This is a genomic window from Lactobacillus rodentium (assembly GCF_003423665.1).
GTDB lineage: Bacteria > Bacillota > Bacilli > Lactobacillales > Lactobacillaceae > Lactobacillus > Lactobacillus rodentium.
Genome location: NZ_BFBY01000003.1, coordinates 124,425 through 148,312 on the forward strand (window position 1 = coordinate 124,425; position 23,888 = coordinate 148,312).

At 32.9% G+C, this 23,888-nt stretch carries 25 protein-coding genes; 21 read left to right on the forward strand and 4 right to left on the reverse strand.

Translation table 11 applies throughout. The features are described from left to right. Positions 1 to 186: 186 nt before the first annotated feature. Positions 187 to 741, reverse strand: a complete 555-nt coding sequence (gene def / locus LrDSM24759_RS03090) for a peptide deformylase (protein WP_117118034.1) — start codon at positions 739 to 741, stop codon at positions 187 to 189. A gap of 259 nt (positions 742 to 1,000) precedes the next feature. Here def and typA point away from each other — a divergent pair, with 259 nt between their 5' ends. The 9 genes from typA to holA all read left to right on the forward strand — a co-directional run bounded on the left by typA (position 1,001) and on the right by holA (position 10,508). Continuing rightward, positions 1,001 to 2,857: a translational GTPase TypA gene (typA, locus tag LrDSM24759_RS03095; RefSeq protein WP_117118035.1), complete on the forward strand. Its 1,857-nt coding sequence runs from the start codon at positions 1,001 to 1,003 to the stop codon at positions 2,855 to 2,857. 101 nt (positions 2,858 to 2,958) lie between these two features. Continuing rightward, on the forward strand, positions 2,959 to 4,143 hold the full coding sequence (locus tag LrDSM24759_RS03100) for an FtsW/RodA/SpoVE family cell cycle protein (RefSeq protein WP_117118036.1): 1,185 nt from the start codon (positions 2,959 to 2,961) through the stop codon (positions 4,141 to 4,143). Continuing rightward, a complete protein-coding gene (locus LrDSM24759_RS03105) occupies positions 4,143 to 4,478 on the forward strand; it encodes a YlbG family protein (protein ID WP_117118037.1) in 336 nt (111 codons plus the stop codon). Before LrDSM24759_RS03100 ends, LrDSM24759_RS03105 begins: the two co-directional genes overlap by 1 nt. Further along, positions 4,475 to 5,023: a 16S rRNA (guanine(966)-N(2))-methyltransferase RsmD gene (gene rsmD, locus LrDSM24759_RS03110; RefSeq protein WP_117118038.1), complete on the forward strand. Its 549-nt coding sequence runs from the start codon at positions 4,475 to 4,477 to the stop codon at positions 5,021 to 5,023. The genes LrDSM24759_RS03105 and rsmD overlap by 4 nt, the downstream gene beginning before the upstream one ends. A gap of 3 nt (positions 5,024 to 5,026) precedes the next feature. Further along, the gene (coaD, locus tag LrDSM24759_RS03115) at positions 5,027 to 5,515 is read left to right on the forward strand and encodes a pantetheine-phosphate adenylyltransferase (RefSeq protein ID WP_117118039.1); all 489 of its coding nucleotides are present in this window, start codon (positions 5,027 to 5,029) and stop codon (positions 5,513 to 5,515) included. Further along, positions 5,508 to 6,530 (forward strand): SepM family pheromone-processing serine protease, encoded by a 1,023-nt coding sequence (locus LrDSM24759_RS03120; RefSeq protein ID WP_117118040.1) that lies wholly within the window; start codon positions 5,508 to 5,510, stop codon positions 6,528 to 6,530. The genes coaD and LrDSM24759_RS03120 overlap by 8 nt, the downstream gene beginning before the upstream one ends. 70 nt (positions 6,531 to 6,600) lie before the next feature. Then, positions 6,601 to 7,281, forward strand: coding sequence for a ComEA family DNA-binding protein (locus LrDSM24759_RS03125; RefSeq protein WP_117118041.1), 681 nt, complete (start codon positions 6,601 to 6,603; stop codon positions 7,279 to 7,281). 160 nt (positions 7,282 to 7,441) lie between these two features. Next, the gene (locus tag LrDSM24759_RS03130) at positions 7,442 to 9,535 is read left to right on the forward strand and encodes a DNA internalization-related competence protein ComEC/Rec2 (protein WP_245953328.1); all 2,094 of its coding nucleotides are present in this window, start codon (positions 7,442 to 7,444) and stop codon (positions 9,533 to 9,535) included. Then, positions 9,522 to 10,508 (forward strand): DNA polymerase III subunit delta, encoded by a 987-nt coding sequence (gene holA / locus LrDSM24759_RS03135; protein ID WP_117118043.1) that lies wholly within the window; start codon positions 9,522 to 9,524, stop codon positions 10,506 to 10,508. Before LrDSM24759_RS03130 ends, holA begins: the two co-directional genes overlap by 14 nt. A 48-nt stretch (positions 10,509 to 10,556) precedes the next feature. Here holA and rpsT read toward each other — a convergent pair whose 3' ends face one another. Next, positions 10,557 to 10,814: a 30S ribosomal protein S20 gene (rpsT, locus tag LrDSM24759_RS03140; protein WP_117118044.1), complete on the reverse strand. Its 258-nt coding sequence runs from the start codon at positions 10,812 to 10,814 to the stop codon at positions 10,557 to 10,559. 195 nt (positions 10,815 to 11,009) lie between these two features. Here rpsT and rpsO point away from each other — a divergent pair, with 195 nt between their 5' ends. The 10 genes from rpsO to LrDSM24759_RS03190 all read left to right on the forward strand — a co-directional run bounded on the left by rpsO (position 11,010) and on the right by LrDSM24759_RS03190 (position 21,084). Then, entirely contained in the window at positions 11,010 to 11,279 is a 270-nt protein-coding gene (gene rpsO, locus LrDSM24759_RS03145; protein WP_117118045.1) for a 30S ribosomal protein S15, read from the forward strand. Between the two features lie 168 nt (positions 11,280 to 11,447). Continuing rightward, the gene (locus tag LrDSM24759_RS03150) at positions 11,448 to 13,298 is read left to right on the forward strand and encodes a ribonuclease J (protein ID WP_117118046.1); all 1,851 of its coding nucleotides are present in this window, start codon (positions 11,448 to 11,450) and stop codon (positions 13,296 to 13,298) included. 4 nt (positions 13,299 to 13,302) lie between these two features. Further along, positions 13,303 to 14,160, forward strand: coding sequence for a hypothetical protein (locus tag LrDSM24759_RS03155; RefSeq protein WP_117118047.1), 858 nt, complete (start codon positions 13,303 to 13,305; stop codon positions 14,158 to 14,160). Between the two features lie 195 nt (positions 14,161 to 14,355). Then, positions 14,356 to 15,546 (forward strand): elongation factor Tu, encoded by a 1,191-nt coding sequence (gene tuf, locus LrDSM24759_RS03160; protein WP_117118048.1) that lies wholly within the window; start codon positions 14,356 to 14,358, stop codon positions 15,544 to 15,546. Positions 15,547 to 15,692: 146 nt separating this feature from the next. Then, positions 15,693 to 17,081 carry a trigger factor gene (gene tig / locus LrDSM24759_RS03165; RefSeq protein WP_117118049.1) on the forward strand — a complete coding sequence of 463 codons (1,389 nt, stop codon included), beginning with the start codon at positions 15,693 to 15,695 and terminating at the stop codon, positions 17,079 to 17,081. A 122-nt stretch (positions 17,082 to 17,203) separates the two neighbouring features. Continuing rightward, the gene (gene clpX, locus LrDSM24759_RS03170; RefSeq protein ID WP_245953329.1) at positions 17,204 to 18,478 is read left to right on the forward strand and encodes an ATP-dependent Clp protease ATP-binding subunit ClpX; all 1,275 of its coding nucleotides are present in this window, start codon (positions 17,204 to 17,206) and stop codon (positions 18,476 to 18,478) included. After that, a complete protein-coding gene (yihA, locus tag LrDSM24759_RS03175) occupies positions 18,475 to 19,059 on the forward strand; it encodes a ribosome biogenesis GTP-binding protein YihA/YsxC (protein WP_117118051.1) in 585 nt (194 codons plus the stop codon). Before clpX ends, yihA begins: the two co-directional genes overlap by 4 nt. An 82-nt stretch (positions 19,060 to 19,141) precedes the next feature. Further along, positions 19,142 to 19,660 carry an SA1002 family membrane protein gene (locus tag LrDSM24759_RS03180; protein WP_117118052.1) on the forward strand — a complete coding sequence of 173 codons (519 nt, stop codon included), beginning with the start codon at positions 19,142 to 19,144 and terminating at the stop codon, positions 19,658 to 19,660. A gap of 17 nt (positions 19,661 to 19,677) precedes the next feature. Further along, positions 19,678 to 20,436, forward strand: a complete 759-nt coding sequence (locus LrDSM24759_RS03185; protein WP_117118053.1) for a hypothetical protein — start codon at positions 19,678 to 19,680, stop codon at positions 20,434 to 20,436. A gap of 174 nt (positions 20,437 to 20,610) precedes the next feature. Continuing rightward, on the forward strand, positions 20,611 to 21,084 hold the full coding sequence (locus LrDSM24759_RS03190; RefSeq protein ID WP_117118054.1) for a low molecular weight protein-tyrosine-phosphatase: 474 nt from the start codon (positions 20,611 to 20,613) through the stop codon (positions 21,082 to 21,084). A gap of 55 nt (positions 21,085 to 21,139) precedes the next feature. Here the strand turns inward: LrDSM24759_RS03190 and LrDSM24759_RS03195 are convergent, their stop codons facing one another. Continuing rightward, positions 21,140 to 21,460: a heavy metal-binding domain-containing protein gene (locus tag LrDSM24759_RS03195; protein ID WP_117118055.1), complete on the reverse strand. Its 321-nt coding sequence runs from the start codon at positions 21,458 to 21,460 to the stop codon at positions 21,140 to 21,142. A 69-nt stretch (positions 21,461 to 21,529) separates the two neighbouring features. Continuing rightward, positions 21,530 to 23,125 carry an Mbeg1-like protein gene (locus LrDSM24759_RS03200; protein WP_117118072.1) on the reverse strand — a complete coding sequence of 532 codons (1,596 nt, stop codon included), beginning with the start codon at positions 23,123 to 23,125 and terminating at the stop codon, positions 21,530 to 21,532. Between the two features lie 148 nt (positions 23,126 to 23,273). Here LrDSM24759_RS03200 and mazE point away from each other — a divergent pair, with 148 nt between their 5' ends. Together mazE and LrDSM24759_RS03210 are read left to right on the forward strand one after the other, a co-directional pair. Continuing rightward, the gene (mazE, locus tag LrDSM24759_RS03205; protein WP_117118056.1) at positions 23,274 to 23,498 is read left to right on the forward strand and encodes a type II toxin-antitoxin system PemI/MazE family antitoxin; all 225 of its coding nucleotides are present in this window, start codon (positions 23,274 to 23,276) and stop codon (positions 23,496 to 23,498) included. Next, the gene (locus LrDSM24759_RS03210; RefSeq protein WP_157964232.1) at positions 23,464 to 23,850 is read left to right on the forward strand and encodes a type II toxin-antitoxin system PemK/MazF family toxin; all 387 of its coding nucleotides are present in this window, start codon (positions 23,464 to 23,466) and stop codon (positions 23,848 to 23,850) included. The genes mazE and LrDSM24759_RS03210 overlap by 35 nt, the downstream gene beginning before the upstream one ends. Positions 23,851 to 23,888 lie beyond the last annotated feature (38 nt).

The following is a 23,888-nucleotide window of genomic DNA, read 5'->3' on the forward strand; positions in this document are numbered from 1 at the left end:
AGTGTAGATGAGTGGTTATCATCTACATTAGAAGTATCTTCATTCTTCTTAAGTAACATGGGAGTGCTAGCAGGGTGCTAGCACTTTTTTATTGAACATATTTAAAGTGCTAAATTATAAGCACGTTAAAAAAGGGATTAGAGTTATAACTCTAATCCCTTTTTTAACAATAATTTTTTGTTATCGTTAGGAAATTACTACTGTATCTTCAGCAAGGTTGAAAGGATTTTCTTTATTGATGCGATCATAGAATAAATGACCATTCAGATGATCGATTTCGTGTGAAGCAACAATTGCTGGGTAATCTTTTAAACGAATAGTTTTTTCTTCACCATCAACAGTATAATAATGAATCTTTAACTTATCTGGTCGAGGAACATAACCTTCAATATCTTGATCAACACTTAAACAACCTTCACCTTCAGCAATGCAAGCTTGTCTGACAGATTCTGAAATAATTTTAGGGTTCACAAAAACCTCTTTAAAAATTATTTCACCTTCATTATTTGGTACAAGTAAAGCAGCCATTTGAATACTACGACCCACTTGTGGAGCAGCCAAACCTACTCCAGCTCGTAATTGATGTTTTTCAGCAATTTTTGGGTCTTGTGAGTTAACCAAGTATTCCATCATCTCTTCAGCAAATTTTTTATCTTCATCAGAAAGTGGGAAAGATAAAGGTTTTGCTACTTTTCTTAAAACTGGATCGCCATCGCGAACAATATCATGCATTAAGATCAAAATAAAACTCTCCTTAAATTAAGACTAAAAATACATATTTTTATCTAAAATTGTCAAATAGAAATATAAAATAACTTATTTAAGTTTATAACACTTTAAAAAAATATTGAAGTAATATCTATTGATAGAAACTAATCGTATTGACCAAAGGTTATTATTTTGATAAAATCATCAACTGAAACTATACAGATATAAAGCTTCAACAAACTGCAATTTTATTTTTGCATAGAAGAGCTGTGACTGAAGTCACAGTTTTTTTATGAAATTCAGGGAGGAATTTCTTTTGGCAACAAGAGACGATGTAAGAAATATTGCGATTATTGCGCACGTTGACCACGGTAAAACTACTTTGGTTAACCAATTATTAAAACAATCTGATACTTTACCAGAGCATATGAATCTTGAAGATCGTGCAATGGATTCAAATGATATCGAACGTGAACGTGGTATCACCATTTTATCTAAAAATACTGCTGTTAAATATGGTGATACTACTATTAACATTTTGGATACCCCAGGACACGCTGACTTCGGTGGAGAAGTAGAGCGTATCATGCACATGGTGGATGGAGCACTTTTATTAGTTGACGCTTATGAAGGTACTATGCCTCAAACACGTTTTGTATTAAAAAAGGCATTAGAAGCTGGAGTTAAACCAGTAGTAGTAATTAATAAGATTGACCGTCCAGGTGCTCGTCCTCAAGAAGTTCTAGATGAAGTTCTTGAATTATTTATCGAATTAGGTGCTACTGATGAACAATTAGATTTCCCTGTTGTTTATGCTAGTGCGTTAAACGGTACTTCTTCTTATGATTCTGACCCAAGTAAGCAAGAAGAAACTATGGATCCAATTTTTGATACTATTATTAAGAGTATTCCAGCACCTGAAGATAATGCTGATCAACCATTACAATTCCAAATTACTATGCTTGATTGGGATGACTATGTTGGTCGTATCGGTGTTGGTCGTATCTTCCGTGGAACTGTTAAAGTTGGTGATAACGTTACAGTTATGAAACGTGACGGTTCAACTCAAAACTTTAGAGTAACTAAGTTATTTGGTTACTTTGGTTTGAAGCGTAATGAAATTAAAGAAGCTAAGGCTGGCGATATCATTGCTATTTCAGGTATTAATGATATTTATGTTGGTGAAACTATTGCATCAGCAGATAAACCAGAAGCTTTACCACTTCTTAATATTGATCCACCTACTTTACAAATGGACTTCGTTGCTAACGATTCACCATTTGCTGGTCGTGAAGGTGATCAAGTTACACCTAAGAAGCTTGAAGATCGCTTAATTCGTGAAACTCGTACTGATGTTTCCCTCAAGGTTGAACCTACTGATAGAACTAATGCGTGGACTGTTTCTGGTCGTGGTGAACTTCACCTTTCAATTTTAGTTGAAGAATTACGTCGTGAAGGATTTGAATTACAACTTTCACGTCCTAAAGTAATTTATCGTGAAATTGATGGTGTAATGAGTGAACCATATGAAGCTGTTCAAGTTGATACACCTGATGAATATGTTGGTTCTGTTATTGATTCTCTTTCACAAAGAAAAGGTGAAATGAAGAATATGGAATCAACTGGTAATGGTCAAACTAGATTAGAATTCTTAGTTCCATCTCGTGGTTTGATTGGTTACAACAACGAATTTATGTCTCAAACAGCTGGTTATGGTATTATGAACCACACTTTTGAAAAGTATGCACCAGTAATTAAGAATTGGGAACCAGGTCGTCGTAATGGTGCCTTAGTTTCTATTAACCAAGGTCAATCAACAACTTACTCACTTCAATCAGTTGAACAACGTGGTGAATTATTCATTGGTGCAGGTGTTGAAGTTTATGAAGGTATGATTGTTGGTCAATCATCTCGTGAACGTGATATTGCCGTAAACGTTACTAAAGGTAAGAACTTAACTAACACTCGTGCTTCTGGTAAGGACCACTCAGCTTCAATCAAGACTCCTAAGAAGTTAACTTTGGAAGAATCACTTGAATTCTTAAATGAAGATGAATATTGTGAAGTTACTCCACAAAGTGTTCGTTTACGTAAGAAGATCTTAAATACAAACGAAAGAAAGAAAGCCGACAAGAAACGCGGTAAATAAGCTTAAAAGACAAGGAAATAACTCCTTGTCTTTTTTTATGGCTTTTTTAAAAATAGGGCATGATATAATAAAAGCAATTAACTAAAAGGGAGTTAGCAAACGTGCGAAAAAAAGTTAAATATTTAGATTATTCTATTTTAATTCCTTATCTAATTCTTTGTTTATTAGGAATTATAATGGTTTATTCAGCTAGTTCTGATATTTTATTAGTAAATGGCTTTAAATCAACGGTTTATATGTCTCGCCAGATAATTTATTTTGTGGCTGCTTTTGTTTTGTTTGGAATTCCAACTTTTGGAATGAAATTGAAGATCTTCAAAAGTAAAAAATTTGTATTATCATATTTAGGAATTTCTTTTATATTGCTTTTATTTTTAGTAGCCTTAAAGATTATTAGTCATGGACAAGCTGCTGTTAATGGGGCAGTTGGTTGGATTAACTTAGGGTTTATTAATATTCAGCCAGTTGAGTTAGCAAAATTATCTCTTGTTTTATATTTGGCTTATGTCCTCGACCGAAGAGATGGCAAAATTATTCCAGGACAAATTAGAGAAAACCTTTCCGGCCCAACAATTATTTCTTTTTTGATGATTGCACTTGTTATTGTTGAACCAGATTTTGGGGGTTCAGCCATTCTATTCATGATTGTCTTCGTCATGTACTCAGTATCGGGAATACCAACAAAAATGGCTTTACAATGGCTTGGAATTCTAGTAGCAGCGATTATTATCTTGTTATTTGTACTACTTGTTTGGGAACCGGGCTTTATTAAAAGTTCTTACCAATTTCAGCGATTACTTGCTTTTGCTCATCCGTTTCAATTAGAAAAAACTGGTGGTGCGCAATTAGTTAACTCCTATTATGCAATTCATAATGGAGGATTATTTGGAGTAGGTTTAGGTAATTCAATGCAAAAACGTGGCTATTTACCTGAACCTTACACTGACTTTATTCTTTCCATTAGTGCAGAAGAATTGGGTGTAATTGGTGCGATTGCAATTGTGACATTACTCTTCTTTTTAATGTGGCGAATTATGGAAGTTGGTATTCATGCCCATACACAATTTAATGCCTTGGTATGTTTCGGGGTAACAACAATGATCTTTACCGAAACTCTCTTTAATGTTGGTGCCGTTTTGGGATTATTACCTATTACAGGGGTTACATTACCTTTTATTTCGTATGGTGGATCTTCAATGATTGTTTTAACAGCCGGTTTAGGAATTGTTTTAAATATAGCTGCAAGTGAACGTAAATATGTGATTGAAAGTGAGCGTATCCACTAATGGGACTAGTTTTTAAAGATACTAATTCAGAAAAAAAACTGGACAAACGTAAAAGTCTGATTGTTTGGCTTTATAATTCTAAAGATCAATTTAAGTTAAGACATTTTGGTGATATTGTTTATTTTTCACGCAAGAAGAACTACGTGATTATTTATGTGGATCAGGAGCAAGTAGAAAAGATTATAGCTACACTAAAAAAAGAAAAGTTTGTTAAAAGAGTTGAAAAATCACAACACGATAACTTAAATTTTTCTGCTGAGTATGAAGAAAAGTTTATGAATGATCTTCGTCATGAAGCAGAACAAATGTTAGAAAAGGGTGAATCATATAATTGAGAATTATTTCAGGAAAATATGCTAAAAGAAATTTATTTACTTTAAAAAGTAATGCTACACGTCCAACCAGTGATAAAGTAAAGGAATCTCTTTTTAATTCTTTAGGACAATTTTTTTCGGGTGGAAAAGTTTTAGACCTTTATGCTGGTAGTGGTGCATTAGGGATTGAAGCTGTGTCACGAGGATATGATCAAGCCTTTTTAGTTGATGTTAGTGGTCAAGCATGTAAAATAATTAAGAAAAATGTTGATCTTACTAAAGAACCAGAGCGTTTTAAAGTTATTAAGACAAGTGATTTTAGAGCTTTGAAACAATTTGCAGAAGAAGGAGAAATCTTTGATCTTGTATTTTTAGATCCACCCTATGCTAAAGAAAAAATTATTAAAGTTATGAATACATTACTAGAAAATAACTTATTAGCACCCCATGCTCTTGTAATAGCGGAAACGGATGAACATACGGATTTACCTGAGGTTGAAGGATTTGAACTAAAAAAAGATCATCATTTAGGCAGAACAAAAGTCAAAGTCTATGAAAGGACGTAAGTGATGGTAAAGGCAATTTTTCCTGGAAGTTTTGATCCCCTAACTAATGGACACTTAGAAACAATTCAAACTGCGGCTAAAATGTTTGATAAACTTTATGTAGTAATCATGACTAATACGCAGAAAAAGTATCTTTTTAATGAACAAGAGCGGGTTGAATTAGCTCGTACTATCTTTGAAGCAGATGAAAAAATTGAAGTGATTGGGCGACCACAGGAATTAACTATTGAAGTAGCACGAGAATTGGGAGCTTCTACCATAGTGAGAGGGTTAAGAAATGATGCGGATTTTAACTATGAACGTGAAATTGCACAAATAAATAAAACGTTAGCTCCAGAATTAGATACAATTTTTCTTCTGACTGGACCAGAAAATAGCTTTATTTCATCTTCCATGATTAAGGAAACAGCGCTATTTGGTGGGGATGTTTCAAAATTGGTGCCTCCAGAAGTTGCAATTGCTTTAAAAAAGAAAGTAAGATCAGATGAATAAATCAAAAATAAAAAAATGGCTGCTTGTATTAGCAGCATTTTTTGTCATAATTATCTTTTGCGTATGGCCAACAAATTATGTTATTGATGCTCCTGGACAAGCAAGTCCAGTAAGTAACTTAATAAAATCCAACTCAAAATATAATTATTCTAATTTTTATTTTGTTACTGTTTCTGAACGGCCTGCAGTAATGATTGATTATTTGACTTCATATTTAAGACCATATGATAGTCGATATACTCAAAAACAAGTACGAGGCAATGCAAGTAGTAGTGAATATAATGAAATGCAAAAATACTATATGAGCACAAGTGAGAATAATGCAATTGCTTATGCTGCTAAAAAAGCTCAAGTTCCATATCAACAAAAATATTTAGGTGTATATGTGATGAGTATTTTGCCTCATTCAAATTTTAAAAATAAACTTCAAGTTGGAGATACGATTGTGGCCGTCAATAACACTAAGGTTAGTTCGATAGCACAATTACAAGATTATATAAAAACTCTGCCTAATAAGACCAAAATTAACCTTAAAGTATTGCGTAATGGAAAAGTAAAAAATTTAACCGGTAAAGTTAGCCCATTAACTGGTACAAATCACTCAGGTATTGGAATCCAATTGGTTGATCACACGCAAGTAACGTCTAAACCTTCAATTAGAATTGATGCTGGCAATATTGGAGGTCCCTCTGCCGGATTAATGTTTAGCTTGGCTTGCTATCAGATTTTTACTCATGAAAAATTATCTACCAATAAAATTGCTGGAACTGGAACAATAGATGAAAATGGTCATGTGGGGATGATTGGAGGAATTGATAAAAAAGTTGTTGCTGCTGATAAAAAGGGGATAAAAGTATTTTTTGCTCCAACGGATCAACCGGCCGGTATTAAAAAAAGCGAGACTAATTACAGTGAAGCAGTTAAGACAACTAAAAAAATTCATTCAAAAATGAAAATTATTCCTGTTAATAATTTTGATGATGCACTTTCTTACATAAAAAGCCATAAAAATTAAAGGCTTTCGTAAGAAAGTTTTTTTATTTAAAAATAAAAAAATTTGCGTAATTATCTTTGAGGTGAAAAAAATGAATTTTCAATTAATCAAAGATTTTATTAAAGAACATAAGAAATATTGTTTTATTGGAGTTTTATTAATTATCGGTATTTTATATTATTGTACTAATCAAAAGTCCGAAGTTGATAATACAAATTTATTAACGCAAACCAGTCAAAGTTCGGCAAAAACGGAAAGTGAGACGGACAAAATAAGCTCATCTTCTTCATCTGCGCCAAATGTTACTAATTCTACGACATCAACTAAAGTAACTTGTGATATTTCAGGTGCTGTCAAGCATGGAGGGGTTTATACCTTAAAAAACGGTGCCCGATTATTAGATTTAATTGAAGCAGCAGGTGGGTTAACAGAAAAAGCTCAGGTTAAGGCAATTAATCGCGCTCAATTATTAAAAGACCAAGATCAAATATATATTCCACATGAAGGTGAAAAAATTGAACCAAGAGGTGATACAACCGTAAATAAGGGTGCATCAAGTGATTCAACAGATGCTTCTAAGGAACAAATTCATTTGAATAGTGCTACGGTATCTGATTTGCAAAAATTAAATGGTGTTGGCCAAAAGAGGGCTGAGCAAATTATTCAATTTCGGGATGCGAATGGTGGTTTTAAACAAATCCAAGATATAACAAAGGTCTCTGGTATTGGAGAAAAAACTTTTGAAAAATTTAAGGATCAATTGGCTCTATAACTGTGTAAATCCGGGTTATTTATTTCTTCTGGGCTTCCTTTTATCCATATTTTCATTATGTATATTTGCGGCACACCAAAAAATTCAGCATAGTATTGGATTTCTAATTATTGTCTATTTATTTTCATTAATCATCATTAAATATGAAAAGAAATTAGTCGTGACAACATTGACCGTAGTAATTATTTTTTTAGGTTTAAGTGTAAAAGCAAAATCTTACTCTACTTGTGATTTACACAATGATATTTTAATTTATCCTGATCAAATAAATATCAAAGACGGGTTTGCCAGTGGAGAAGGTAAAATTGGTAAAAATAAAATATTAATTAGTATGCCTGCAAATAAAGAATTAGAACTAGCTCTAAAGAGAAATCAAATACTCTATTTATCAAATATTAGTGCTGAAGTAAAGCCACTTGATCCTCCAACTAATTTTGGACAATTTGATTATCGCAATTATTATCGCAGCAAAAATATTTATGAACGCTTAAGTCTAAAAAATTATCAACTAAGAATAAAGCAAGCGAATTTTTTTGATTATCTACATGTTTTTCGTAATCAGTTAAAAAATTATTTTGCTAAATTACCAAGAATAGTTAGTTTTATGATTAGTGAAATGATTCTAGCTGAAAATCCAGATAGTAAAAATAAAATAATCTTAGATAATTATCGAAATTTAGGTGTAATTCATCTTTTAAGTATTTCCGGGTTACATGTTGGATTATATACAGTCTTTATTTCCACAATTTGTACACTCTTAAAGCGAGATGAATATGAAACCTTATTTATTTGTACAACATTTTTAATTGCTGAAATCTTCTTAGCAGATTTTCAAGCTGGGTTTGTTAGAGCAAGTTTGGGGTATTTTTTAGGTAAAGTTTTTGCTTTAGGAAACATTCCTTTGGCTAAAGGTGATCGTTTGGGCTTAGTTACTATAATTCATTTAGGAATAAAACCCACCTTGTTTCTTAATTGTGGTGCGATTCTATCTTATTTATTAGTACTAGGTTTAGAAATTATTGGTGAAAAGAATCCTCTTAAACAAGGATTTTTTTTGAATTTACTTACTACTCCAATTTTATTGAATAATTTTTATCAATTTAATATTTTTACAATTATATTTAATCTTATGATTGTACCAGTATTTAATTTTTGTTTGTTACCATTAACATTTTTAGGGGCAATCTCATATAAATTCTTACCAGCTGTGACTTATTTTATTGAAAAAATTTTTACATTAATAATGAATGGCATCAATATGGTCGCCCAAACTAAATTTGGCATGATTATTTTTGGTAAAATTACTTGGTGGCAAACAATCTTTTTATTAATAATTTCGAGTAGTTTGATTATTTTTTATCATAATAAAAAGATAAGAAATCGTCTCTGTCTAGCCTTAGGAATAGGATACTGTAGTATCTTTTTTTCGATTCATTTTCCCTTGCAAGGTCAAGTATCAATTATTGATGTTGGACAAGGAGATAGTATTCTAATTACTACGCCTTTGAGGAGAAAGGCTTATTTAATTGATACAGGTGGAAAAGTAAATTTCGGCAAAAAGAAAAGTGAACCACAATTTAATCGTATTACCTTGCCTTATCTGAATGCACAAGGAATAGATCATTTAGATGGGGTTTTCTTGTCTCATCAAGATGCAGATCATATTGGTGATTTAGGTCCCTTATTGGAGCAGGTAGCAGTTAAAAAATTATATTTTGCTCAAGGATTAAATGAAAATCCATCTTTTATAAAAAGAATTAAAGGAAAAGTTAATCATACAAAATTAATTCCGCTTATTGCAGGCAATGTTGTTAAGGAAGAGGGCATTGACTTGCATACGGTTCATCCCTTTAAGCCAGGAACAGGCAAAAATGAAGATTCTCTATCGTTATGGTTTAGATTGGGTGGGAAAAGTTGGCTTTTTACTGGGGATTTAGATCAAGCCGGAGAACAAAGACTGTGGCAACATTTTCCTCTTCAGGTGGACTATTTTAAGTTAGGTCATCACGGAAGTAAAACTTCTTCAAATCCAGAATTTTTACATAATATCAATCCTAAACTTGTCTTTATTTCAGCTGGACGAAATAACCGCTTCGGTCATCCTCATCAAGAGACGCTAGAGACCTTACAGACGTTAAAAATTCCATATTATACTACGCAAGATAGTGGTACAATTACATGGACTTATTCTCCTTTTACACAAAAAAATAAATTTTCAACTTTTAATCAAGGACCTTTACATGGCACTAATTAATCTTTTTACACCATCAAATATAAAAATTCCTCATACCTTAATTTTTGGACCGGATGCTTATTTAAATGAGTATGTGAGCAAGGATTTTGTTAAACAGGAAAAATTTAAAGATTTAGAACAAACGATAATTGATTGTAGTGAAGATGGATTAGATGAACTAATGGCCAGTTTAACTGAGTCGTCACTGTTTTCACAGCAAAAAATTATTATTGTTAAAAATCCTTTCTTTTTAACAGCGAAAGTTGCTACAAAATTTAGAAAACAAGTTGATAAGTTACAAGTAATCTTAGATCATTTACAAGAGTTAGATAATATAGTTATTTTTATTGCTAGTTATGAAAAAATAGATAAACGTAAAAAAATAGTCAAAACTTTGTTACAGCAAGTAAATTTAGTTGAAACAAGATTTCGACCATATGAAATAAGTGGTTTGATTAAAGGTATTAGTAAAAGTGAAGGCTATACTCTTACTAATCAGGCCTTACAATTATTAATTCAACGAAGTGATCAAGTATTGGATACAGCTTTAAGTAATTACGTTAAGTTAAAAAATATTAGTGATAATCAAACAATCAAAGAATCTTTAGTAGAACAAAATATTGATCGTTCTTTATCAGAAAATGTATTTGAAATCTTAACGGTTGCGCTTAAAGGAGATTATACTCAGGCAATAACACGACTTAATGAACATTTGCGTGAAGGAAATAGTGCTATTCAACTTTTGGCCATTTTTGAATCTCAATTAGAATTTTTAATGGTCGTCAAAACTTTACAAAATAGACGTTGGACAAAAGACCAAATTATAAATGAATTAAAAGCAAATCCATATCGAATTCAATTTGCGATGCAAAATAAAGTTTCTCTGGAAAAGTTAAAGCTTTTAGTACAAAAGAGTATTGAATTAGATTATGGCTATAAAAGTGGACGTTATCAAGGAAATAACTATTTAGAAATGTTTATTTTATCTATATAAAGCAAAAAAGACAGGAGATTTAACTCCTGTCTTTTTATGATTATAAAATTATTTTGCAGCAACTTTTTTAGCCATACGTGACTTGTCACGGTTTGCCTTATTCTTAGAAATAAGACCTTTTGAAACAGCCTTATCAAGAGCACGAGCAGCTTTAATTTGTAATTCGAGGACATCTTTTGATTTAGCTTCAACAGCTTCGTTGAACTTTCTAATTTCAGTTCTCAACTTACTCATTTCAGAAGCGTTACGCTTGTTAGCAGTAGCAGTAGTTTTAACACGCTTGATTGCAGATTTAATTTGTGGCATGAATTTCACCTCGATAAAATATAGATTTACCTGTTAATTGTACTAAATGAGACATAAGCTTGCAAGGTAAATTGTACTTGCTTTTTTAAAAAAATCCGGGTAATATATATCTCTGTTGGAACCATTAGCGCTGTCTACACGTCGCCAACGGTAAACGATGTTAATGGCAATTATGATTTAGAGAGGTATATATTAATGGCAATTTCAAAAGAACAAAAAGATGAATTAATTAAGAAGTATGCTCGCCACGATGGTGATACTGGTTCACCAGAAGTTCAAATCGCATTACTTACTGATGAAATTAACAACTTAAACGCACACTTAAAAGAAAACAAGCAAGATCACCACTCATACCGTGGTTTGCTTAAAAAGATTGGTCACCGTCGTAACTTACTTCGTTACTTAAAGAATAAGGATATTCAACGTTACCGTGACTTAATCCAACAATTAGGTTTACGTCGTTAATCATTGTTATTTTGCATTGCACACAAAAGACAGACTCAATTTGGAGTCTGTCTTTTTTTGTAAACTTTTAAAATGTTGTCTTAATATGCTAAAATTAATTAGACAAATTTCGTTTTGATCTTAGTGATCCACAAGAAAATTGAATAATTATTTAGAAAGAAGAAAATTATGACACAAAACATTAAGATAATGATGTTGGGTGGAGTACGTGAAAATGGAAAGAACATGTACGCTGTCCAAGTTGATGATGAAATTTTTATTATGGATGCAGGGTTAAAGTATCCTGATAGTTCAATGCTTGGAATTGATGTAGTCATTCCTGATTTAGATTTCTTTAGAGAATATGGCGATCGCATTGCAGGAATTTTCTTAACTCATGGTCATGATGATGCTATCGGAGCACTACCATATATTTTGCGTGATCATGATATTCCAGTTTTTGGCTCGAAATTAACCGTAGAATTAGCAAAAATAGCCGTTCAACGTGAAAATAAACGTCGAAAAAATAATTTATTTCATGTAATTGATGCTGATACTGAAATTGATTTTAAGAATGCTAGTGTATCTTTCTTCAAGACAACGCATTCACTTCCTGATTCTTTAGGAATTGATATTTCTACTAAAGAAGGAGAAATTGTTTATACTGGGGACTTTAAGTTCGATCCATCTGCTAAGGAAGGTTATAGAACTGATTTTGTGAGATTATCTGAGATTTCACAAAAAGGAGTTTTGGCATTATTAAGCGACTCAACAAATGCTGAAGCAGTATTTCCAAATGATCGTCAGTCATCAATTGAAAATTACATCCTCAATACCTTTAATAATCAAGAAGGTAGAATTATTGTTGCTTCAAAGGCTTCAAATATTGTTAGAATTCAAGAAATCTTCCACGCAGCAGCGAAAACTGGTCGTCATGTTTATTTAACTGGACGAGATATTGGTAAAATTGTTTATACGGCAATGAAGTTGGGCTATCTTGATGTACCAAAAGACTTACTTGTTCATAGTAAAGATTTAAAGAAGATTCCCGATAATGAATTAGTAATTCTAGAAACTGGTCGTATGGGAGAACCACTTAAATCATTACAAAAAATGGCTACTAATCGCCATCGTTTAATTAAAATTAAAAAGGGTGATTTAGTCTTTATTGCTACTACACCATCTCATTCAGTAGAAACTATGGTGGCACAAACAAGCGATATGATTTATCGTGCTGGCGGTACAGTAAAACAATTAGGGCGCGAACGTCATACTAGTGGACATGCTACTGGACGAGATTTACAAATCTTAATTGATACCATGAAGCCTAAATTTTTAATTCCAGCAATTGGTGAATATCGTTTATTAGAACTCCATAAAAACCTAGCAGTAGAAGTAGGAATGGATCCTAAAGATATCTACCTAACTAAAAATGGTGATGTATTAAAACTTGAAAAAGACAGATTTTATCTTAGTGATCCTGTTCCTGGCGAAGATACAATGATCGATGGATCTGGGGTAGGGGATGTAGGAAATATTGTCTTAAGAGATCGTGAAGTTTTATCAGATGATGGTGTCTTTATTGCTGCCGTAACGATCGATCGAAAGAAGAAAAAAATTGTTTCAGAACCTTTAGTTTCTACTCGTGGATTTGTTTATATTAAAACCAATCATGAATTGATGAATGGTGCAGTTGATGCTATTAAAGAAGCAATTGCTAATAATTTTGAACATAAACGTTTTGATTGGACTGAATTAAAGCAAGATGTAAGAAATAGTGTCGAAAAGTTTTTATATAAACAAACAGGACGTCGTCCAGTTGTTTTGCCAGTCGTAATGGAAGTTAACCAAAACAGACATCGTGCAATGGTAAAACGTAATGAACAAAATAAAGCTAAGGAAGAAATAAGAGAAAAAAATTCTCGTCCTAGTCGTACACGTGTTTCTAATTCGACTCATTCCAAAAATAGACGTCCACGTAAAAAAATAAATAATAATCAACAAAATAGTAAAAATAACTTAGCACAAAAGAAGGCTTAAAAAGATGAAAAGTTCAAGTCAAGAAAATCTCATAACTTTAGCTCACGAAGCTAAAGAAAATAATGATTTACCTCAGGCTAAGCAATATTTGCTTGAGGCGTTAAGACTGGGACATGAGTCAGCCATTGTGTGTGAACTAAGTGAAATTTACTTGAGTGAGAATAAAGCAGATCAGGCATATTCATTAATCAAAGAAGAGCCTGATCTTTTTTCAGATCAAAAAGTATTTGAAACATATTTAGCAATATTAAAAGCAAGACATTTTAATATTGAAAAATTACAACTTAATCATTTACTACACAAAGAAATTCACCCAACCGTGAGTCCAGTTTCGGAAGCTGACCAACAAAAATTAATGAAAAATTTTCGGTATTTAAAAAATATTACTGAAGCAGATTATTTAAAGTTATTTCAGTTGAGTAAAGAAAATTTTATTCTATTGGCACAAAGTCTTTTGCTTGATCCGAGTCAAAATTTTGCTTTACGCTTATCACTTTGTGAAGATCTCATTAAATTAGGAGTAGAGCAAAAAATGCAAGTAATAGTACTGGGCGAAATAAAAAGTTTTATTCCTAACCAAACAATGTTACTGGAGAAGGATCCAATTTATCGAGAAGTATGCATAAGTATTGCGGATTATTTACGTCGTGATCCAAGCAAGTTAACCCTGATGGTAGGGGAATTGAATATTGTAATGGGGATGTTATATCCTAAGTTACGTGATTATATTTCTCATCCAGATCAGTTTGCACATGATTTTAGAAAGTATCTAGAGGAAAAAAAGGGTGGAGTAAATCAGAAGTTATTGGATAAAATTTATAATTATTTAGCCAATGAAAAATTAAATGATAATTTCAATTAGAAATATTTAATAATTTTACTAATTAAAAAGGTTTACTTTTTTTCTAGATCTAGTATAATCAACTAAGGATATTTTCAAAGGGGCAGAAAGCAATTTTGACTATGCTTTTACCTTTGAAAGTAGTATAATAATCAACAGAGAATTATCCGTTATTACTCAACGGACTTCTTGCAAATTTACAGGAGGGTCATTTTAATGGCAGAAAAAGAACATTACGAAAGAACCAAGCCGCACGTTAACATTGGTACTATCGGCCACGTTGACCATGGTAAGACCACTTTAACTGCAGCTATTACTACTGTTTTAGCTAAAGAAGGTTTAGCACAAGCAGAAGATTACTCACAAATCGACGCAGCTCCAGAAGAAAAAGAACGTGGTATCACTATTAACACTGCCCACGTTGAATACGAAACTGCTAAGCGTCACTACGCTCACATGGATGCTCCAGGACACGCCGACTACATCAAGAACATGATTACCGGTGCTGCACAAATGGATGGTGCCATCTTAGTTGTTGCTGCAACTGATGGTCCTATGCCACAAACTCGTGAACACATCTTACTTGCTCGTCAAGTTGGTGTTGAATACATCGTTGTATTCTTAAACAAGGTTGACTTAGTTGATGATCCAGAATTAATCGACTTAGTTGAAATGGAAGTTCGTGACTTATTAACTGAATACGATTACCCTGGTGATGATGTACCAGTTATCCGTGGCTCAGCATTGAAGGCACTTGAAGGCGATCCAGAACAAGAAAAAGTTATCATGAAGTTAATGGACACTGTTGATGAATACATCCCAACTCCAGAACGTGATACTGATAAGCCATTCTTAATGCCAGTTGAAGACGTATTTACTATCACTGGTCGTGGTACTGTTGCTTCAGGTCGTATCGACCGTGGTACTGTTAAAGTCGGCGATGAAGTTGAAATCGTTGGTTTAAAGGATGACATTGAAAAATCAACTGTTACTGGTTTGGAAATGTTCCACAAGACTCTTGACCTTGGTGAAGCCGGCGATAACGTTGGTGTATTACTTCGTGGTATTGACCGTGATCAAATTGAACGTGGACAAGTTTTAGCTGCTCCTGGTTCAATTAAGACTCATAAGAAGTTTAAGGGCCAAGTTTATATCTTGAACAAGGATGAAGGTGGTCGTCACACTCCATTCTTCTCAGATTACCGTCCACAATTCTACTTCCACACTACTGATGTTACTGGTAAGATTGAATTACCAGAAGGTACTGAAATGGTTATGCCTGGTGATAATGTTGAATTCACTGTTGAATTAATTAAGCCAGTTGCCATTGAAAAGGGTACTAAGTTCACTATCCGTGAAGGTGGTAAGACTGTTGGTGCTGGTCAAGTTACTGAAATTCTTGACTAATTCCAATAATTTAAAAGATGCGCTTTGCGCATCTTTTTTTTATGCAAAATAAAATTAGCTGCTACATTTGTGTTTAAGGCCGGTTTGGGGTAATATAATTAAGTGTGCAATAGCAAACCCAAATTTGACATCGGAGGTATTAATTAATGTCTGTAAAATGGGAAAAGACCGGTAAAACCACCGGTGAATTAACTTTTGAAATTTCACAAGAACAAGTAAAAAAAGCTTTAGATCAAGCATTTAACCGTGTAAAGAAGAATTTACGTGTTCCTGGATTCCGTAAGGGTCACGTATCTCGTGTGATTTTTGACCAATTTTATGGTGAAGAAGCACTTTACGAAGATGCATTAAATATTGCTTTACCAGAAGCTTATACAGAAGCTGTTAAGGAAGCTGGTATTGATCCTGTAGGTCAACCACAAATCACTCCAGTTTCAATGGATAAAGATAAGCCTTGGGTAATGAAAGCAACTGTTTCTGTACAACCTGAAGTTAAATTAGGTGATTACAAGGGTATCGAAGTACCTAAGCAAAGTAAACGCGTTTTAGTAAAAGATGTTGACGCTGAACTTAAGAAGCGTCAAGAACAAAATGCGGAATTAGTTTTAAAGGATGGTAAATCTAAGAAGGGTGATACCGTTACTATTGATTACGAAGGTACTATCGATGGTAAGAAGTTTGATGGCGGTAGCGCACAAAACTACTCTCTTGAACTTGGTTCAAACACCTTTATTCCTGGCTTTGAAGATCAATTAGAAGGTCACAAGGCTGGCGATGATGTTGATGTTAAGGTTACTTTCCCAGAAGATTATGGTGCAAAGGATTTAGCTGGTAAAGAAGCTCACTTTGCTACTAAGATTCATGAAGTTAAATCTAAAGAATTACCTAAATTAGATGATGAGTTTGCTAAAGATATTGATGATTCAGTAGAATCTCTTGATGAATTAAAAGACAAGATTAAGGCTGATTTGAAGAAGCAAAAGGAAGATGCAGCTAAGGCAGCAATTCAAGATGCCGCAATTACTGGTGCTGTTAAGAATGCTACTATCGATGAAATTCCTCAAGCAATGATCGATGAAGATGTTCAAAATCAAATGAACCAATACTTAGGCAATATGCAACGTCAAGGTATCGATCCACAAACTTACTTCAAGTTAACTGGTACTACTGAAGCACAACTTCGTGAACAAATTGCTAAGGATGCAGAAGAACGTGTTAAGACTAACCTTGTTTTAGAAGCAATTGTTAAAGCAGAAAAACTTGATGCAACTGCCAAAGAAATTGATCAAGAAATCAAGGACTTAGCAAAAGAATACAACATGGATGAAAAGGTTGTACGTAACACTTTATCTGATGATATGCTTAAGCATGACATTGCTGTAAGAAAGGCTATCGATTTAATTACTGATAAGGCAAAAGAAGTAGCTAAAAAGTCATCTACCAAGAAATCAACTGCTAAGAAGTCAACTACTAAGAAGTCAACTGAAAAGAAGACTACTAAGAAATCTTCAACTAAAAAATCTGACAAAGACTAATTAGAATAAGAAGAGAAAAGGAGCGGCTCGAAGCCGCTTCTTTTTTTGAAACAAAATTCTTTACGTAATTTCGCGTACATGATAAAGTTACTATGCTTACTATTTATAAGGAGGTTTTTAATTTGCCTACTGATACTCAAGATACAGAAGAAATTAAATGTTCTTTTTGTGGTAAATCACAATCTCAAGTTAAAAAAATTGTTGCAGGTAATGGAGTTTATATCTGTAATGAATGTATTGAACTTTCCAAACGCATAGTTGATGATGAATTAAAGGCTGATTCTTTGAAAGAAAGCAAGGAATTACCTAAGCCTATGGAGATTAAGAAGCAACTTGATGAATATGTTATTGGGCAAGACCGCGCCAAAAAGGTATTATCTGTTGCAGTTTATAATCACTATAAACGTATTAATCAAATGGAAGTTGAGCAAGAAGGAACTGAATTACAAAAGTCCAATATTGCTTTAATTGGACCTACTGGATCCGGTAAAACATATCTTGCTCAAACACTTGCAAAAATCTTGAATGTACCTTTTGCAATCGCTGATGCAACTACTTTAACAGAAGCTGGTTACGTTGGTGATGATGTTGAAAACATTTTGTTAAAGTTAATTCAAAATGCTGATTATGACATTGAACGAGCACAAAAGGGAATTATCTATATTGATGAAATAGATAAAATCTCTAAAAAGGCTGAAAATATGTCTATTACACGAGACGTTTCAGGAGAAGGTGTGCAACAATCTCTCTTGAAAATTCTTGAAGGTACAATGGCATCAGTTCCACCTCAAGGTGGACGTAAACATCCTCAACAACAAATGCTTCATATTGATACCAGCAATATATTATTCATTGTTGGTGGTGCTTTTGATGGTATTCAAAATATTGTTAAAAACCGTTTAGGTGAAAAAACTATCGGTTTTGGCGCAGAGAATGATGTTAATACTAAAGACGCTGATAATTGGCAAAAATACTTAACTACAGGAGATTTAGTCAAATTTGGCTTAATTCCTGAATTTATTGGTCGTATTCCGATTATTAGTACTTTGGATGGATTAGAAGATAAAGATTTAATTCGTATTTTAACTGAGCCTAAGAATGCTTTAGTTAAACAATATCAAAAGCTATTCTCACTTGATGATGTTGAATTAACATTTACTGATGGTGCTTTACAAGCAATTGCTGAATTGGCTATCAATCGTCATATGGGGGCCAGAGGTTTGCGTTCGATTATTGAAAATGCGCTAATGGATGTTATGTATCGCACGCCAAGTGAAGATGATATTGAAAGTGTTCAAGTGACTAAAGATGTCATTACCAAACATGCACAACCTCGTATTACTTATAAAAAGCAGGATAAAACTGAAGATGAAGTAGCAGAGAAGGTTAAAAAATGAAAATAAAATCAAGTGATTTTATTATTAGTGCTGTTGGTGAAAAGCAATATCCTAAAGATGATTTGCCAGAATTTGCTTTAGCTGGACGTTCTAATGTGGGAAAGTCGAGTTTGATTAATACGATAGTTAATCGTAAGAAATTAGCAAGAACATCTCAACAACCGGGAAAAACTCAGACTTTGAATTTTTATTTAATTAATGAAGATTTATATTTAGTAGATGTCCCCGGCTATGGTTATGCAAAAGTTTCCAAAAAACAAAGAGCTAAATTTGGAGAAATGATTCAAGACTACTTAGAAACTAGGGCTGATTTAAAAGGATTAGTCCTCTTAGTTGATGCACGTCATGATCCAACAAATGATGATATTAATATGTATAATTATGCTCTGATGTTAGATATTCCAATTTTAGTAGTAGCTACAAAGATGGACAAACTCAAGAAAATGGAAGCAAGTCAAATTGAGCAAAAAATTGGAAAAAGTTTAGATTTGAATCATGAACAAGTTTCATTTTTGCCTTTTTCAAGTGTAACTAAACTAAATGTTGATAAATTTTGGGATTGGATTGAAGCAAATATGTAATGAAAGAGAATAGTTTATACTATTCTCTTTTATTTTCGCCTGAAAGACTTATATAATATAAAGAGTTAAAAAGGAGATAAACATGACACAAATTTGGCCAATTTTTCTTGGTATACTGATAATTCCGCTAATATTTATTATTTTTAAAGAAAAAGGACATTTTGAATTTATTAAAGCTCTAGTTTTATTTGCCTTAATGCTAATTATGTCATTATTAATATTTATTGCCCTATTGTATATTGCGTTTCTATCGATGCATATTGATAAGGGGCTAAAGCTAGGTAATTTATTTATTTTAGTGGCAATAATGATTGTAATTGCTGGTGAATTTCTTTATTTGGGATTAAGAGTTTGGAATAAAGTTTTTCCTTTTGAGGTCACCATCTTAACAATTATTGAATATTATATTCAATGGACATTGATTTATTTTACCGTTTATCAAGCAGTCTTTGCGAATATCGATAAGGTAAGCCACTGGGTTAAATACATTAAAGTAGGAAATATTTTAGATCCAAATTTATTAGCGGTGATTATTTTACCTTCGTTTATGTCAGCTTGGATTGGTGTAGTTTTGTTTAAAAAGCATATTCATGCAATTTAGAAAGAAAGGATAAGAAAATGAATAAAATTATTTCATGGCTGGTAAGAATTGCAGTAATAATTGGTATGATTTTTACAATGAGTTTAACCCTTTCTTCCACAATTTCAATGCAGGTCTCTACAAAAGGTTTGGTAAAAGAAGCGATTAATAAAACCGCCAGTAATTATGGTGTTGGTGGGTTAGCTAAAAATAGTTGGAGTATTTTAAATGCGTTAGGTATTGAAGATCAAATTTTTGATCAATTGCCCAAAAAATTGCAGGTAAAAACATCATATTTAGAGCTTTATGATCTGACAAGTTCTTATCAAAAAGAAGGGAAGATATCAGCTTCTGAATTAAATATGCCCAATGCGACCGATAGTCAAAAAACAGTCAGTGATTTAGTCACAAAATACATTAATTCTGCTTTAGAACAGAATCAGGATGATATTAACCAAGCAATTTCTTACTATAAAATGATTTTTTATGTAATTATTGCTCTCTATGTTATTGGGATGATTTTGGTCTTATTTGGTAAAAGATTTGGCATCTATCCATTTTTGCTTGCTTCTCTTGGTGGTTATGCTCTAATAGCTTTTGTTACAGGACAACTTCAAACACAGTTACAAAGTGAAATTTATCAAGGAATTACTGTTACAATGGCAAATGGGTTTAATACTAGTATTGTTATTGCAATTATTATTACTATCGTTTGGTTTTGGGCAGCCACTCTCAAAAAGCATGCTCAAAATAAAAAGAGCCAAAAGACTTATTCCGGTAAACATGCCGCTAATTAATGAGTTTAAAAAGACACTGTTGATGCAGTGCCTTTTTTAGATTTTTTTAAAATAAACTTTTAAATTAGTAACATTTAGTAAAAACATGTTATATTGGTAAATGCCTTATTTAATGTAAGTAGTATAATTTTAAAATTAATAAATAATAGAATTTAGAAAAGTGTAGAGGATAACATGAAAAAAATCTTATTTGTATGTCATGGCAACATATGCCGTTCACCAATGGCTCAATTTATCATGCAAGATATTGTTAATAAAAATAATCTGAGTGATCAATATGAAATTGATTCTGCAGCAACAACTAGGGATGAGATTAGTGGGAATGGACAAGGACATCCAATTGATAGTCGGGCTCAAAGAATTTTAAATAAACATCAGATTCCTTTCAATACTCATTTTGCCCGTCAAATGACGAAGGCAGACTACCAAAAGTATGATTACCTTGTGGGGATGGATCAGGAAAATTTATATGATATGAATCGAATCTCTGGTGGAGATCCTGAATTAAAGGAAAAGAAACTTTTGTTTTATGCAGATTCGATGTTTGATGTAGATGACCCTTGGTACACTGGAGATTTTGAAACGGCCTTTCAAGATATAAAAAGAGGGTGTGAAGCACTCTTTAATAAAATTGAAAATAAAGAATAACCAAATAAAAAAATCACTTCAATTTGAAGTGATTTTTATTTTTATTAGATTAGTTTTAAATAAATTTAACTGCTGTACCATATGCTACAACAGATTGCATATCTCTCGCAATGGATCCAGAATCAAAGCGCATCATTACAATCGCGTCTGCACCAACATCAAGAGCGGCTTGACGTAAGCGCTCAATTGCATCAATACGTGAAGTGGTCAACATTTTTGTATATCCTTTTATTTCACCACCGACGATACTTTTTAAACCAGCGCCAAAGTCAGAAACAGCATTTCGTGATTGGGTTGTAACGCCGAAAACTTCACCAATAATTTCATATTTTTTACCTGGAATGTTTTCAGTAGTAGTAACTAAAATTTTTTCCATGAAAAAACCTCCTAAAATTAGTTGCTGTAATTATACCTTAATTACAAGTCTAATTAAAAGAGGTAATAATTATTTATGGGCTTTAGGAAAACGAATTTTTCTTTGCTTGAAGAGATCCATAATTAATTTGAAGAGGCCATAAACAATAAGAAAAATTCCTAATGCAATAATAGCCTGCTTACTTAAACTTTTTGGTCTAATCATGATTAAAATTCCCACCACAAAAGCTAAAATTGCTTCAATTATATCGATTAAATTGCGTAATACACCATCAATACGTCTAAAAATTACGGCTCGCAGTCGAACATAGGCAAAGCCAATTAAAAAGATTCCAACCACAAAGTGTGCTAAGAAGGCTAACCAGGTGCTGTTAGAGATAATTCCCATACAACAAGCGAACACAATTAAATAAGTAATAATGAAAAATCGTTTAGACCGATGATTAAGTTTTTGATTTGCAGTTTTAATAATTTTAAAACTACTCCATCCAAGTCCAGTTATTGCAGCTAAAAATCCAAAGGCTCTAAAGGCATAGTGGGGGACCAAAAGAGCAATAATTCCGATTAACATACAAGACCAGCCAATAATGGAGTCTCGTGTGATAAAAAGCCTTTCAAGGTGGAGACTTCTGATTCTTTCCCAAATAGTTTGAAAAAGACTACCTAAAACAAATCGTGTGCGACGTGAAGAAGTAGTTAAAGATAATAGAATTGCGCCAAAACTGCCAAAGCCATTTTTACCAAGTTCCGTAATTTTATCGGAGCCACTGGCCGCAAACGCATCAAAAAGATCATTAGTTAATGATTCTCTTTCTTCAGGTGAAGCTTCTTCAATCCATTGATTGATCATATCATTGTATAATTTTGATTCCCCATTACGGTGAGTTTTGGTAACGAATTTTGATCCCTCTACTTGCCAACTTAAAGGATCGTGTTGGGCGAATTTTTTACGATCAGATTCAACAATTATGGCATCACTGCCTTCATCAGGCTCAAAAAGACGACCAACAATACTAAATTCAGGGACAAAACGATGAATTTTAGGATTATTTTTCTCTACGCGCTTGATTAAACCGGGACTATCAAAAGTATAAACTGCACTAATTCGATTGCGTTCATTGTTTGGTAAAGAATAAAGAGCATATTCGGCTAAATTCCCACCTTTAGAGTGACCACATAAACTATAAACAGCTTGATTATCTTTCAGTAATTCTTTGAGATAAGTGGAAGCTGCCTCCTGAGCTGGCGTTGTTTTGAAGGATATTTCAAAGTCTTCCCGCCAACCAACAATCGTATCATCTGTTCCCCGAAAAGAAATAAAATTGGTACCATCATCTAATTGAATTTTAAGAGCACAGAACTGTGTTTGATCAGTTAAGGCGAAGACATAATTAGATAATTTAGCCGCACTAAAACGTGATGATTTGGCCATCAATTTAAGTAAAGGTTCATAACGTGAACCGTTATAAGGGGGATGGGGTACACTAAAATATTTTTTTGCTGCTTCTTTAACAGTAATTGTTTCATTACCAGCAGAAACAACATTTTCTAAATCAAGGTATGAAAAACATGCTAATACTAGTGCATCTACTGCAGATAAACTACGAGCTGAGAAGTCTAGATCACCACGCCAAGTTATGTAAGAAAGAATATTGTTATTGTCCATAATTACACGACTTTCCATTTTTCTATCATCTTTATTCTACCGCTTGTAAGCCTTGAGCACACGAATTTAGCTAAAATGTGAGTAATATTTATACAATTTTTAGTTTTACATGTATAATTATAAATAAAAGATAGGAAGGGGAACGTTAATGATAGAAATTAGAAGTAGAAAAGTGGGTAATTCTGTTTCAATTATTTTGCCTAAGAGTTTAAACGTAGAAGTCGATCAAGCTTTTTTAATTACTAAAACTCATAATGGTGCTTTGATCTTAACGCCAAAACTTGAAAACCCTTATACACATGGAAAAGTAAATATGAGTGATCCAGAAGGTGATTATTTTGAACAAAGGGCAACTCAAGAGTGGGAAGACTAAAATAGAAAAAAGAGAAAATAATTACCACCAGGGAGATTTTGTCTGGTTGAATTTTTCTCCTTCAGAAGGAAATGAGATGCGTGGTAAACATCCCGCGGTAATTGTTTCAACAGATGCTTATAATTCAGCAGGCAATTATGTGATTGTTTGCCCTATTACTTCTCATGGATCGGACGCTCCGATTTACTTTAAACTAGTCGATTATGATACTGTTCATGGTCGTGTAAATTGCTCACAAATCCATAGTTTTGACCAAAAACGAATCATTGATAAAACTGGCGAAAGAATGTCGGCTTCCGATTTTACGTTTGTGCACCAATTGCTTTCATTGGCATTAATGATTGATTACTAATAAAATGTAATTGAAAGTGAATAAAAGGAGAGGTAATT